This is a genomic window from Embleya scabrispora DSM 41855 (genome assembly GCF_000372745.1).
In the GTDB taxonomy this organism is placed as follows: Bacteria; Actinomycetota; Actinomycetes; order Streptomycetales; family Streptomycetaceae; genus Embleya; species Embleya scabrispora.
The window spans coordinates 17,989-31,070 of sequence record NZ_KB889667.1 but is presented as its reverse complement, the minus strand read 5'-3'; the positions used below and the strand labels follow the sequence as shown (position 1 = coordinate 31,070).

General features: G+C 71.7%; 13 protein-coding genes. 12 read left to right on the top strand and 1 reads right to left on the bottom strand.

Features of this window, described 5'->3' with window-relative positions; genetic code table 11:
• Positions 1-44 precede the first annotated feature (44 nt).
• From A3IC_RS0121065 to A3IC_RS0121055, 3 genes are all read left to right on the top strand, one after another.
• The gene (locus A3IC_RS0121065) at positions 45-881 is read left to right on the top strand and encodes an ABC transporter ATP-binding protein (protein WP_052173673.1); all 837 of its coding nucleotides are present in this window, start codon (positions 45-47) and stop codon (positions 879-881) included.
• Between the two features lie 179 nt (positions 882-1,060).
• On the top strand, positions 1,061-1,873 hold the full coding sequence (locus tag A3IC_RS0121060; protein ID WP_020552034.1) for an FKBP-type peptidyl-prolyl cis-trans isomerase: 813 nt from the start codon (positions 1,061-1,063) through the stop codon (positions 1,871-1,873).
• Positions 1,874-1,955: 82 nt separating this feature from the next.
• Positions 1,956-2,333, top strand: coding sequence for an FKBP-type peptidyl-prolyl cis-trans isomerase (locus A3IC_RS0121055; protein ID WP_020552033.1), 378 nt, complete (start codon positions 1,956-1,958; stop codon positions 2,331-2,333).
• A gap of 236 nt (positions 2,334-2,569) precedes the next feature.
• Here A3IC_RS0121055 and A3IC_RS0121050 read toward each other — a convergent pair whose 3' ends face one another.
• Positions 2,570-3,655: a DUF3866 family protein gene (locus A3IC_RS0121050; RefSeq protein WP_020552032.1), complete on the bottom strand. Its 1,086-nt coding sequence runs from the start codon at positions 3,653-3,655 to the stop codon at positions 2,570-2,572.
• 128 nt (positions 3,656-3,783) lie between these two features.
• Here A3IC_RS0121050 and A3IC_RS0121045 point away from each other — a divergent pair, with 128 nt between their 5' ends.
• The 9 genes from A3IC_RS0121045 (at position 3,784) to A3IC_RS0121005 (ending at position 13,078) form a co-directional block, all read left to right on the top strand.
• Positions 3,784-4,767, top strand: coding sequence for a helix-turn-helix transcriptional regulator (locus A3IC_RS0121045; protein ID WP_020552031.1), 984 nt, complete (start codon positions 3,784-3,786; stop codon positions 4,765-4,767).
• Positions 4,764-5,738, top strand: coding sequence for a helix-turn-helix transcriptional regulator (locus A3IC_RS0121040; protein WP_020552030.1), 975 nt, complete (start codon positions 4,764-4,766; stop codon positions 5,736-5,738). Before A3IC_RS0121045 ends, A3IC_RS0121040 begins: the two co-directional genes overlap by 4 nt.
• A 113-nt stretch (positions 5,739-5,851) precedes the next feature.
• Positions 5,852-6,055: a hypothetical protein gene (locus tag A3IC_RS0121035; RefSeq protein WP_020552029.1), complete on the top strand. Its 204-nt coding sequence runs from the start codon at positions 5,852-5,854 to the stop codon at positions 6,053-6,055.
• A 44-nt stretch (positions 6,056-6,099) separates the two neighbouring features.
• Positions 6,100-6,327, top strand: coding sequence for a hypothetical protein (locus tag A3IC_RS55620; protein WP_020552028.1), 228 nt, complete (start codon positions 6,100-6,102; stop codon positions 6,325-6,327).
• Positions 6,328-6,456: 129 nt separating this feature from the next.
• The gene (gene tatA / locus A3IC_RS0121025; RefSeq protein ID WP_020552027.1) at positions 6,457-6,738 is read left to right on the top strand and encodes a Sec-independent protein translocase subunit TatA; all 282 of its coding nucleotides are present in this window, start codon (positions 6,457-6,459) and stop codon (positions 6,736-6,738) included.
• Positions 6,739-6,844: 106 nt separating this feature from the next.
• On the top strand, positions 6,845-7,723 hold the full coding sequence (gene tatC / locus A3IC_RS55615; RefSeq protein ID WP_020552026.1) for a twin-arginine translocase subunit TatC: 879 nt from the start codon (positions 6,845-6,847) through the stop codon (positions 7,721-7,723).
• Positions 7,724-7,748: 25 nt separating this feature from the next.
• Complete coding sequence (locus A3IC_RS0121015; protein WP_020552025.1) at positions 7,749-8,639, top strand: diacylglycerol kinase; 891 nt, start codon at positions 7,749-7,751, stop codon at positions 8,637-8,639.
• Positions 8,640-8,770: 131 nt separating this feature from the next.
• On the top strand, positions 8,771-11,500 hold the full coding sequence (locus tag A3IC_RS0121010; protein ID WP_020552024.1) for a DEAD/DEAH box helicase: 2,730 nt from the start codon (positions 8,771-8,773) through the stop codon (positions 11,498-11,500).
• A 153-nt stretch (positions 11,501-11,653) separates the two neighbouring features.
• Positions 11,654-13,078: an amidase gene (locus A3IC_RS0121005; protein WP_026218532.1), complete on the top strand. Its 1,425-nt coding sequence runs from the start codon at positions 11,654-11,656 to the stop codon at positions 13,076-13,078.
• Positions 13,079-13,082 lie beyond the last annotated feature (4 nt).

The following is a 13,082-nucleotide window of genomic DNA, read 5'->3' as shown; positions in this document are numbered from 1 at the left end:
CTCCCGACGCCGGGAGCGGGGTGGGCGAGTGGCATGCTGGCTCGATGGTCGATACACCTACATGGGACATGGCTCCGCCGGTCTTCGAGCTCGACGCGGTGGATGTGTGGGCGCACGGGCCCGGCGGGCGCACGGACATGCTCGTCGGCGTGGACTGGACGGTCCGCGAGGGCGAGCGCTGGGCGCTGCTGGGCCACAACGGCGCGGGCAAGAGCACGATCCTGGCGCTCGCGGGCGCACTGCGCTTTCCCGGCAACGGCTCGGTGACCGTACTGGGCAAGCAGCTGGGCCGGGTGGACGTGCGCGAGGTGCGGGCCCGAGTGGGCGCGGTCAACGCTGCGCTGCGCATCCCCGAATACCTGACGGTGACCGACTATGTGCTCACCGGGGCGAGCGGCACGGTGCAGCCGCTGTACGGCAGGTACGGGCCGGCCGAGCGGGGCCGGGCCGCCGAGCTGATCGCGCTGCTGGGCCTGGAGCGGCTGGCGGAGCGCGAGATCGCGGTGTGCTCGCAGGGCGAGCGCGGCCGGGCCCGGATCGCCCGCGCGCTGATGCCCGATCCGCGCCTGCTGCTCCTGGACGAGCCGGCCAACGCGCTGGACCTGCCCAGCCGCGAGGAACTCCTGGAGGCGATCGACTCGCTGACCCGCCAGTACCCGCGGCTGACCCTGGTGATCGTCACCCACCACCTGGAGGAACTGCCCAGCGCGGTGACCCACGCGCTGCTGCTGCGCCGCGGCGCGACCGTGGCGGCCGGGCCGGCCCGCGAGGTGATGACGGACGCCAACCTGAGCGAGTGCTTCGGCATCCCGCTGTCGGTGCGCAGCGAGGACGGGCGCTGGGCCGCTCGGCTCAAGCGGCCCGGTCGCGAGGTTGCCTGAACGCGGTTGTCGTCTTCACGTCGTCCTGACAACCGGACCCCATAGAGTGTCCCGGTCCTTGTCCAACTCAGCAGAGGAACATCGTGCGCCGTCTCGCTGCGCTCCTTCTGGTCCCCGCACTGGCCTTCACCGCGGTCGCGTGTGGCGATGACGACGGAGGAAAAACCGTTAAACCCATCGTGACCGGAGCCTTCGGGCAGAAGCCGGACATCAAGATCCCCAAGGGGAAGTCGGGCGACAAGACGACGTCCACGATCCTCGTCGAGGGCACCGGCGAGGTGATCAAGAAGGACGACTACGTCGTCGCGGACACCGTCGGCAAGGGCTGGGACGGCAAGGATGTCGGCAACTCCTACGACAGCAAGACCCCCGAGGTCTTCCAGGCCGGCAGCCAGGAACTCCTGAAGGAGATCGGGCAGGGGATAATCGGCAAGAAGGTCGGTACCCGGATGCTCGTGGTCGTGCCGGCCAAGGTCACCCAGGACACGCAGGCCACCGTGCTGGTGCTGGACCTGAAGTCGACCAAGACGATCGACGCCAAGGCCGAGGCCAAGGGCGCCGCGGTGACCCCGCCGGCCGGCCTGCCCGTCGCCAAGGTCGAGTCCGGCAAGGCCGCGGAGATCACCATCCCGCCGGGCACCGCCGCGCCGACCAAGCTGACCGTGCAGCCGCTGATCGAGGGCACCGGTCCGGTGGTCCAGAAGGGCCAGACGCTGGTCGCCCAGTACACCGGTGGCCTGTTCGACAAGGGCACCAAGTTCGACTCGTCGTGGGACCACGGCGGCGCGACCGCGTTCAAGATCGGTGTCGGTCAGGTCGTGACCGGCTGGGACGAGGGTCTGGTGGGCCAGAAGGTCGGCAGCCGCGTGTTGCTGGTGCTGCCCGCCGACAAGGCGTACGGCGCCGAGGGCAAGCCGCCGACCATTCCGGCCAACGCGCCGCTGGTGTTCGTCGTCGACATCGTCGACGCGCTCGGCGGCACGGCCGCCTGACGGCCCGTCGAATGACGGATCGCACGACCCGGCCCGGTACGTTGGTCCCGCATTCAGCACTCGAACGGATACGGATAAAGCTGTGAGCAAGCTTACGAAGCCCGAGATCGACTTCCCCGAGGGTGGCGTGCCCGCCGACCTGGAGATCACCGAGATCTGGGAGGGCGACGGTCCGGTGGCGCAGGCGGGTCAGAACGTCAGCGTGCACTACGTCGGCGTCGCCTTCTCCTCCGGCGAGGAGTTCGACGCGTCCTGGAACCGAAACTCCCCGCTCGACTTCCGGCTCGGTGTGGGCCAGGTCATCGAGGGCTGGGACAAGGGTGTGCAGGGCATGAAGGTCGGCGGTCGGCGCAAGCTGGTCATCCCGCCGCACCAGGCCTACGGCGACCGCGGCTCGCCCGGCGCGATCGCGCCCGGTGAGACGCTGATCTTCGTGGTCGACCTGATGAAGGTCGGCTAGTCGCTTTCGCCCGGCCCCGGTTCGCGCATCCCGCGCGTGCCGGGGCCGTTGTGCGTCCTCAAGCGCCGGACTGCCGGACCGTCCGGGACGGTCGGCCCGGCTCCTCGTCCTTGGGCGCGGGCCGGGCCGGTCTGCTCGGCCGAGCCGCTGCTTGTTTCTCGAACGTCGGACCGGCCGGGGTGATCGGCCCTTTCTCCGCCCGCCCGCCGGTCGAGGACGAACGGGCCGTCGGCCGGCTACCGTGCGAGCAGGTCCGCCGCGAAGCGACCGGCGGCGGCGGCGGCGAGGAAGTAGGCGTGGTCCGCGTCGAGCCCGCGGCCCATCGTGGACAGCCGGGCGGGACTCGTGCGCAGCGCGGCGTCGAGGCCGTCGACGGGCACCGTGTGCACATCGTGCCCGATCCGCAACGGCTCGACGTCCGCCGCCACCCGCCGCGCCAGCGGCTGCGGCAGCGTGGGCACGATCACGTCGGCCCGGGCCAGTGCGACCCGGCCGTACGCGGTCAGGCAGTGGTGCGAGACGCCTTGATGGCGTTCGCGCCCGTCCGCGTCGGAGATCCGCAGCGAGGCCACCGGCCGGCCGCCGAGTACGGCGATCGCGTTGATCGCCTCGCCCGCCGCGACGCCGGAGAAGCCCCACGACGTGCCCGTGCCCAGGTTGCCCGGACCCTGCGCGACGATCGCCAGATCCGCGCCCTGGACGTGCCGGGCCGCGAGCAGGCCGGTGTGCAGGGTGACCGCCTCCAGGTCGCCGCCGAGCGCCTGGCCCACCGTCACCGAGCCCGCCAGCCACCCCTGTTCGCGCAGCGTGTCCACGGTCATCGAGAACCACAGCGGCAGCGTGCCGCCGTCGGTCATCACGTACACCACGCGCGCATGCGGTCGCGCGGCGCGGATGCCGGCGCAGATCGCGGGCAGCGCGGAGTGCAGGTCGGCGACCACGACCGGCATGCCGTCCAGCGAGTCCGCGTCGCGCAGCCTCGCGTGGTGCGGCGAGTCCTGCTCGTCCACGCCGAGCACGACCGCCTGCATCGGGGTGTACCGGGCCTTGACCACATGCCCCGGTCCCGGCGGCGGATCCGCGGGCAGTCGATCCGGCAGAGCCACGACCAGCGCGTAGCCGCCGGTGCCCAGGCCCATGTCCTGTGCGGTGGTGTTGAGCAGTACGGTGTCGCCGACCACCGGCGTGCCGGTCAGGTGCGGGTAGGCGATCGCGCGCAACTCGCGTGCGGGGGCGGGCTCCGGTACGGCCGCGGTCAGCTCGATCGCCCCCCGCCAGGCCCGTCGGATCGCCGTCACTTCGCCGCGTCGCCAGGTGATCACGGTCCGGCAGCCTAACGCCGCCGGGGGCCGTCGGGCGAACCGGAGGACGAGATCGACGGCCGGGACCAACCGATGCGCCGAACGCGGTACGGTCGGGGCTGCGCCTTGTGGGAGGGACTGGGGATCTGATGGCGATTCCGAAGCAGGAGCGGTTGGTGAGCCTGGTGATGTGTCTGCTCGCCGCCCGTCGCTACGTCACGAAGGAAGAGCTGCGGCAGTCGATCGAGTCGTATCGGCTGTGCACGTCCGACGAAGCCTTCGACCGCATGTTCGAGCGGGACAAGGACGACGTACGCGAACTCGGCTTCATCGTCGAGACCGGGGCCAACGACCCGCTGATCGAGTCGGCCGACGGCTACCGGATCCGTCCCGAGAAGAACACGCTGCCGCCGGTGGAGCTGGACCCGGAGGAGGCCGCCGCGCTCGCGTTGGCCGCCGGCGCCTGGCAGCAGTCCGCCCTGGCCGGAGCCGCGACCGGCGCGCTGTACAAGCTCAAGGCCGCCGGCGTCGAGATCGACTCGGCGCCGCTGACCAGCGTCGAGCCCCGGGTGACCGCGCGCGAGCCCGCCTTCGGGCCGCTGTTGGACGCGCTGCGCACCCGCCGTCCGATCCAGTTCGCCTACCGCCGCTCCGGCGCCGCCGAGGCCACGCCCCGGGTGGTCGAGCCGTGGGGGATGAGCTGCTGGCGTGGTCGGTGGTATCTGGTGGGCTTTTCCCGGGACCGGCAGGAGCAGCGGGTGTTCCGGCTCGACCGGATCGCCGACAAGCCCAAGCCGAAGCCGCTCAAGGAAGCGTTCCGGGCCGAGGTGCCGGAGAAGGTGGACGTGCGCGGCCAGGTCGCGCGCTTCGCCGGCGAGGGCGGCGAGGGCATCGCCCGGATTCGGGTGCGCGCCGGAGCGGGCTTCCCGCTGCGCGCCCGGGCGAGTGCGGTGGTGCCGGCCGGCGAGGGCTGGGACGAGTTGGAGCTGAGCCACGGACACGGACTGCACCACTGGCTCGCCGAGTTCGGCCCCGACGTGGTCGTGCTGGAGCCGCCCCATCTGCGCGCCGCCGTGGTCGCGCAACTGCGCGAGGCCGCCGGAGAGGCGACGGAACAGGTGAAGGTCGGATGAGCAACGCGATCGACGACACCCGGCGGCTGTTGTCGCTGGTGGCCTACCTGCGCGAGCGGCCCGGCACGCATCTGGACGACGTCGCGCGCGCGTTCGGCCTGCCGGTCGCGCAGGTCGAGGCGGACCTGGGCACGCTGCACATGTGCGGCACCAGCTTCATGGCCGACGACCTGCTGGAGCCGCACGTCGACTTCGAGGGCCGGGTCTTCCTGGACAACGCCGACGCCCCGGTGCGCCCGGTGCGCCTTGCCCCGCACGAGGCGCTGGCCCTGCTGGTGGCGCTGCGCGCGCTGGCGGGCCTGTCCGGGCTGCGCGAGCGGGACAAGGTCGCGCTGGGCCGGGTGACCGCCAAGCTGGAGGACGCCGCCGGCGAGGCCGCGCGCGCCGCGGAGGGGGTCACGGTCGAGTTCGAGGGCGACGATGCCGCCCAGGAGTCGGCGTTCGCCACGATGGACCGCGCGGTGAGCGAGAAGCGCCGGTTGCGGCTGCGCTACTACGTACCGCGTCGGGACGAGATCACCGAACGCGAGGTCGACCCGATCCGGCTGGTCCTGGTCGACGGGCACACCTATCTGGTGGCGTGGTGCCGACAGGCCGAGGGCCGCCGGTTGTTCCGGCTGGACCGGGTCGCCGAGGCGGTGCTGCTGGACGAGGCGTCCGAGCCGCAGCCGGTCGAGCCGCTGGACCTCGCGGACGGCTTCGCGCCCACTGCGGCCGACGGCATCGAGGTGGTGCTCGAACTGGGACCCGGCGGGCGCTGGGTCACCGAGTACTACCGCTACGACAAGGTCGAGGAGCTGGCCGACGGCGGCCTGCGGTTGACCTTGCGCACGCCCGACCCCGCCGGGATCCGCCGGCTCGCGCTGCGTCTGGGCGGGCACGGCAGGGTGATCTCCCCGCCCGAGTTGGTGGACGATGTACGACGGACCGCCTCGGCCGCGCTCGCGGCCTACGCGGACCAGGCCGGCTGATTCGCCGCGGCCGGAGGCGACTGTCCAATAACGGCACATGCCTCCGGCCGCGGCCCAGCGGCACCTCCGGTACCACCGACGACAACCTTCCCGAGATTGCGAGGAGGCCCACGGTGTCGACGTTCACGGCGCGCTGCCCGGTTTGCGGACGCGTCGAGCTGACGGCGGATCAGCTACGGCTGGTGGTCCGACCGAACAAGTCCTTCTACCTGTTTCGTTGTCCCACCTGCGCCGACTCGGTGCGCCGGCCGGCCGGCGAGCGGATCGTCGAACTGCTCACCGACGGTGGGGTGTCGTCGATGCAGGTCGCCCGCTGAGCGGGGACGCGCGGCGGCGGACGCGCGGCTGTTAGGGTCGCCGCATGTTGCCGTGGGTCCTCGTCTTCCTCGTGCTCGTGCTCGCCGGACTCGGTGTCATCGGCTGGTTCGCCTGGCGATTGTTCGGTGACGTGCGTCACCTCGGAGCGACCGTCACGGACGCCTCGACCCGACTGTCCGCAGCCGCGGCCGAGCTGGACGCGGCCGGTGGCCCGTCCCTGCGGCGCGATACCGTACCGCACCCCCGCCCCGCGGCCCCTCACCGACAGTGATCCGCATACGTGACACCTGGGGGTTACGTCCGGTGCAGTTGTTCGCCACCATTGCGTTGCACGTGTGTCACACGCACCGGCGTACGATCGAACCCGTAACCCCCCGGCCCCGGCAATGAGGTACTGACTATGTTTGGCAAGCTCGGTTGGCCCGAGATCATCCTGATCCTGGTTGTCGTCGTGCTGCTGTTCGGCGCCAAGCGTCTGCCGGACACGGCGCGTGCGCTGGGCCGTTCGCTGCGCATCCTCAAGAGCGAGACCAAGGCGATGAAGGAGGACGGGACGGCCGAGGCCCCCGCGTCCGACAAGACCGCCAAGACCACCGAGGCGCCGCCGCGCACCATCCAGGCGGCTCCGGGCGACGTGAGCGAGGCGCGGCCGGTCGGCGAGCCCGACCACAACCGTCGCTGAATCCGCGCGCGCCTTTTAGGAGTCGGCCCTCAAGGTGCTTGACAAGGCAGGGCGCGGACGAGAGTCCGGCCCGAAACAAAAGAAGACTAAGGACGCCGAGGGGCGCATGCCCCTGATGGAGCACTTGCGCGAGCTGCGCAATCGGCTCGTCAAGGCGCTCCTGGCCATCATCGTCGTGACCATCGTCGCCGCGTTCTTCTACGAGGACATCGGCGCCTTCCTGGTCGATCCCGTCTGCGACCTCGAGAACGTCAAGGGCACCGGCGTCACCAAGTGCGGCCAGGGTGTCCTGGTCCAACAGGGCGTGCTCTCGCCGTTCTCGATGGCCCTGAAGATCTCGTTGGCCACCGGCATCATCGCGGCCTCACCGATCTGGCTCTACCAGATGTGGGCCTTCCTGGCGCCGGGGCTGCACAAGCACGAGAAGAAGTACTCGCTGGCCTTCGTCGGCGTGGGTGTGCCGCTGTTCCTGGGCGGCGCCTACTTCTCGTACTGGATCCTGCCGCACGCCCTGCAGGTGCTCCTGGACTTCACGCTCTCGGACGCCAGCAACCAGATCCAGCTCGACGACTACCTCAACTTCGTCATCCGCATGGTCGTGGTCTTCGGCATCGCGTGCGAGCTGCCGCTCGTGCTGATCATGCTGAACTTCGGCGGGGTCGTCACCGCGAGGCAACTCGCGAGCTGGTGGCGCTGGGTGGTGATGGGGATCTTCGTCTTCGGCGCGGTGGCCACCCCCACCACCGACCCGCTGACGATGATCCTGCTGTCCATCCCGATCACGATCCTGTACGGGATCGCGCTGATCGTGGCCTGGCTCAACGACCGCCGGCGCGGCAAGCGGCACGCGGAAGTGTTCGGCGCCGATCTCGACGACGACGAGGCGTCGGTCCTGGACACCTCGGTGCGCCCGGTCGAGCGTCCGAGCGCCGTCGCGGAGGAACCGGCCCCCGGCCCCACCGCCAGGGTGGACGACATCACCTGAGGTCGGTGGGCTAATCTCGCGCCTTGTGTCTCGGGAGATAGCAGTATTCGTCAACCCCACCGCGGGTCGTGGTCGCGGCCTGAAGGCCGCGTCCGTCGCCGCCGATCTGCTCCGCGAACGGGGGCTGACACCGCACCAGGTGTCCGCCCCCGACGCCGTGGAGGGGATCGCCCGACTACGCGCGGTGGTGCGCCGCGGGGTGGACGCCGTGGTCGCGGTCGGCGGCGACGGCACGGTGGCGGCCGCGCTCCAGGCGGTGGCCGGCACGAGTACGCCGCTGGGCGTGGTGCCGATCGGCTCCGGCAACGACTTCGCGCGTGCCCTGGACCTGCCGCTGGGCGACGTGGCCGCCGCCGCGCGCGTGGTGGCCGACCTGCATGCGCGGCCGGTGGACCTGGGCCGGGCGGGTGAGCGCTGGTTCGGCACCATACTGTGTACCGGCTTCGATTCACGGGTCAACGAGCGCGCCAACCGGATGACCTGGGCGCGCGGGCGGACCCGCTACAACGCGGCGCTGCTGGGCGAGCTGGGCGCGCTCAAGCCGATCGCCTACGAGCTGGAACTGGACGGCAAACCCTTCGACGTCGAGGCCACTCTGATCGCCGTGGGCAACGGCCGCTCCTACGGCGGCGGCATGCGGATGTGTCCGGACGCCGACCCCACCGACGGTCTGTTCGACGTCACCGTGGTGGCCGGCTGCGGGCGGGCCGAGTTGTTGCGGGTGTTCCCCAAGGTCTACAGCGGGAGGCACGTGAGCCACCCGCTGGTCACCGTGTACCGCGCCGCGACCGTGTCGCTCAGCGCGCGCGGACTCAGCGGGTGGGCCGACGGCGAGCGGCTGGGCGCGTTGCCGCTGACTGCGGACTGCGTACCCGACGCGGTCCGGGTCCTGACGCCCGCGCCACACGACTCGTGATCGAACCGCATGTCGGGATCGAACCGCATGTCATGATCAAAAAAAGGTGATCACAGCCGTCGGCCCCGGCCGGTAGTCTGCTTGACGAGATGCCTCTCGATCCTTCACGCGGCACGGACCGCGACACCCAGATGTCCCCCGCCGAGCGCTACGCGGCCTCGCGCCGCCGGGCCGCCGACGAACGGACGAGTCTGCACGCGTTCCGCGAGCAGTACCCCTTCGGTCTCGACCCCTTCCAGGTCGAGGCGTGCCGCGCGTTGGAAAGCGGCAAGGGGGTCCTGGTCGCGGCGCCGACCGGTTCGGGCAAGACGGTGGTCGGCGAGTTCGCCGTGCACCTCGCGCTCGAACAGGGCCGCAAGTGCTTCTACACGACGCCCATCAAGGCGCTGTCGAACCAGAAGTTCGCCGACTTCCAGAAGCTCTACGGCGCGGCGAACGTGGGCCTGCTCACCGGGGACAACTCGGTCAACAGCGACGCCCCGGTGATCGTGATGACCACCGAGGTGCTGCGGAACATGCTCTACGCGTCCTCGAACGCGTTGAACGGTCTGGGCTACGTCGTGATGGACGAGGTGCACTACCTCTCCGACCGCTTCCGCGGCGCGGTGTGGGAAGAGGTGATCATCCACCTCTCCGAGTCGGTCACCCTGGTCTCGCTCTCGGCGACCGTCAGCAACGCCGAGGAGTTCGGCGACTGGCTGGGCACCGTGCGCGGCGACACCGCCGTCGTGGTCTCCGAGCACCGTCCGGTACCGCTGTGGCAGCACGTGATCGCGGGCAACCGCACCTACGACCTGTTCACCGACGAGAACCACACCGAGGTCAACCCCGAGCTGATCCGGCTGGGCCGGATGGAGAGCGAGCGCACGGGCCGACCGCAGGACCGCTACCGGCGCAACCGCGGCCAGGAGACCCGGCCGGTGCGCAGCCGGATCTGGACCCCCAGCCGCGCCGAGGTGATCGACCGGCTCGACGCCGAGGGCCTGCTGCCCGCGATCACCTTCATCTTCAGCCGCAAGGGTTGCGAGGCGGCCGTCCAGCAGTGCCTGCACGCCGGCCTGCGGCTCAACGGCGAGGCGGAGCGGGCCGAGGTGCGCGCGATCGTGGAGGCGCGCACCACCGGGATCCCGGACGAGGATCGGCACGTGCTGGGCTACCACTCGTGGCTGGAGGCGCTCCAGCGCGGGATCGCCGCGCACCACGCGGGCATGTTGCCGACCTTCAAGGAGGTCGTCGAGGAACTGTTCGTCAAGGGCCTGGTCAAGGCGGTGTTCGCGACCGAGACGCTGGCGCTGGGGATCAACATGCCGGCTCGCTCGGTGGTGCTGGAGAAGCTGGTCAAGTGGAACGGCGAGACGCACGCCGACCTGACCGCCGGCGAGTACACCCAGCTCACCGGGCGCGCCGGGCGCCGCGGCATCGACGTGGAGGGCCACGCGGTGGTGCTGTGGCACCAGGGCTTCGACGCCGGCCACCTGGCCGGCCTCGCGGGCACTCGCACCTATCCGCTGCGCTCGTCCTTCAAGCCGTCCTACAACATGGCGGTCAATCTGGTCGGCCAGGTCGGTCGACACCGCTCGCGCGAGCTCCTGGAGACCTCGTTCGCGCAGTTCCAGGCGGACCGCTCGGTGGTCGGGCTGACCCGCCAGGTGCAGCGCAACGAGGAGGGGCTGGCCGGCTACCACGAGGCGATGACCTGCCACCTGGGCGACTTCGCCGAGTACGGGCGGTTGCGCCGCGCGCTCAAGGACCGGGAAACCGAGTTGGCCCGCGAGGGCGCCTCGCAGCGCCGGGCCCAGGCCGCCGCGTCGCTGGAGAAGCTCAGGGCCGGCGACATCATCGTGGTGCCCACCGGAAAGTACGCGGGCCTCGCGGTGGTCCTGGACCCGGGCACCGACCAGGGACCGGAGGGGCCGCGCCCGTTCGTGCTCACCTCGGACCGGCAGGCCCGCCGACTGGCCGGGATCGACTTCCCCGTGCCGGTCGCCGTGATCGACCGGCTGCGCATCCCGCGTTCGTTCAACGCGCGCAATCCGCAGTCCCGCCGCGACCTGGCGTCCTCGCTGCGCAGCAAGGCCGGCCACGTGGACCAGCCGCGGGCCCGCAAGCAGCGCTCGCCGTCGGCCGACGACCCGGAGATCACCCGGTTGCGGCAGGCCATCCGGCAGCACCCGTGCCACGGCTGCGACGACCGTGAGGAGCATGCGCGCTGGGCCGAGCGCTACTACCGGCTGCTGCGCGACACCCAGGTGATCGAGAGCCGGATGAAGGGCCGCACGCACACCATCGCGCGCACCTTCGACCGGGTCTGCGCGATGCTCACCGACCTGGACTACCTCGAGGGCGACACGGTCACCGAGGACGGGCGCCGACTCGCGCGGATCTACGCCGAGTTGGACCTGCTCACCGCCGAGTGCCTGCGCGAGGGCCTGTGGGAGGAGCTGACCCCGGCCGAACTGGCCGCGTGCGCCTCCGCGTTGGTGTACGAGTCGCGGCAGCCGGACGACGCGATGGCGCCCAAGCTGCCGGGCGGTGCGGCGCACGCCGCGCTGGCCGACATGGTGCGGCTGTGGGGCCACCTGGACGCGCTGGAGGGGCAGCACCACCTCGACTTCCTGCGCGAGCCGGATCTGGGCTTCGCCTGGACGGCGTACTCGTGGGCCTCGGGGCTGAGTCTGGACGCGGTGCTCGGCGAGGCGGACCTGCCGGCCGGCGACTTCGTCCGCTGGATCAAGCAACTCGTCGACGTGCTCGGCCAGATCGCGGCCGCGGCCCCCGACGACAGCAAGGTCGGCGGCACCGCGCGCAAGGCGGTGGAGGGGCTGCGCCGAGGCGTGGTCGCGTATTCGTCGGTGGGCTGAGCGGGCGACGCGGCGGCACCTTCCGTGGCCCGCGCGCTGCCGATCGCGGTGCGCGCGCCGGATTTTGCCGATCCGCCCACGGGGCGCCCGGCGTCGGGCAACCGTCGCGTACGGTGCGGGGCGGACGTGTTCACCAGCGCTGGAGGTCGTGCCGTGCGGATCGACGAGTATCAGTCCTATGACGCCACCGGGCTCGCGGGCCTGATCGCCCGTGGCGAGGTGAGCGCGGACCAGGTGCTCGACGTCACCTTCGAGGCGATCAAGGAGCGCGAGCCGGCCCTGGGCGCGGTGGTTGCGTTGTGCGAGGAGCAGGCCCGGGCCGCGGTCGCCGGATTGTTGCCCGGAGTGCTCGCGGGCGTGCCGTATCTGATCAAGGACCTGGAGTGCGACGTGGCCGGGATGGTCACGAGCAACGGGTCACGGTTGTTCGCCGGTGCGGTCGCGGCGCGCGACAGCACGCTGGTGACCCGGTTGCGGGCGGCCGGTGTGCTGATCGTGGGCAAGACCAACACCCCCGAGTTCGGGCTCGGTACGAGCACCGAGTCCGGCCTGTTCGGCCCCGCGCACAACCCCTGGCATCGCGACCGCAGCACGGGCGGCTCCAGCGGCGGGTCGGCGGCGGCGGTCGCGGCGGGCATGGTGCCGGTCGCGCACGCCACCGACGGCGGCGGCTCGATTCGGATCCCGGCCGCGTGCTGCGGGGTGTTCGGGCTCAAGCCGAGCCGCGGCCGGGTCACTCCGGGGCCCGAGCACGGCGAGTCGTGGGCCGGCCTCGCGGTCGCGCACGCGGTCACCCGCACGGTGCGCGACAGCGCGACGCTGCTCGACGTCACCGGCACCCCCGAGCCGGGCGATCCGTATCACGCGCCGCCACCGGTGGGCCCGTACGCCGCCGAGGTGGGCGCGGATCCCGGGCGGCTGCGGATCGGGCTGATCCTGGCGCCGGTGGACGCGGACGTGGCGGTGGACCCCGAGTGTGTACGGGTCGCCGAGGAGGCCGCCGCGCTGTGTGTCGCGCTGGGGCACGACGTGGAGCCGGTGACCTGGCCGGACACGCTGACCCGGCCGGGCGAGGTGATCGCGCCGATCAGCGCGGCGCACATGGCGCGGATGGTGGATCTGCGCCTGGCCGAGTTGGGGCGCGAGCTCCAGGCGGACGATCTGGACGGGGCCACCCGGCTGATCGTGGACAAGGGCCGCGGGTTGTCGCTGGCGCGCTACCTGGCCGCGATCGACAAGATGCACGCGATCGGGCGGGCGGTGACCCGGCTGACCGGGCGCTTCGACGTGCTGCTGACCCCGACGATGGCGGTGGTGCCGCCGCTGCTGGGCGAGTTGGACCCCAACCGCGATCCGCTGGCCGCGCTGCGCGGGATGCGCGGGATGGCCGCGTTCACCAGCCTGTTCAACGTGACCGGGCAGCCGGCCATGTCGGTGCCGTTGGGGCACACCTCGGACGGGCTGCCGCTGGGGGTGCAGTTCGCCGGCCGCTACGGCGACGAGACCACCCTGTTCCGGCTCGCGGGCCAATTGGAGGCGGCGGCCCCGTGGGCGGGCACCGCGGGCGCGGTGGGCTAGGCGG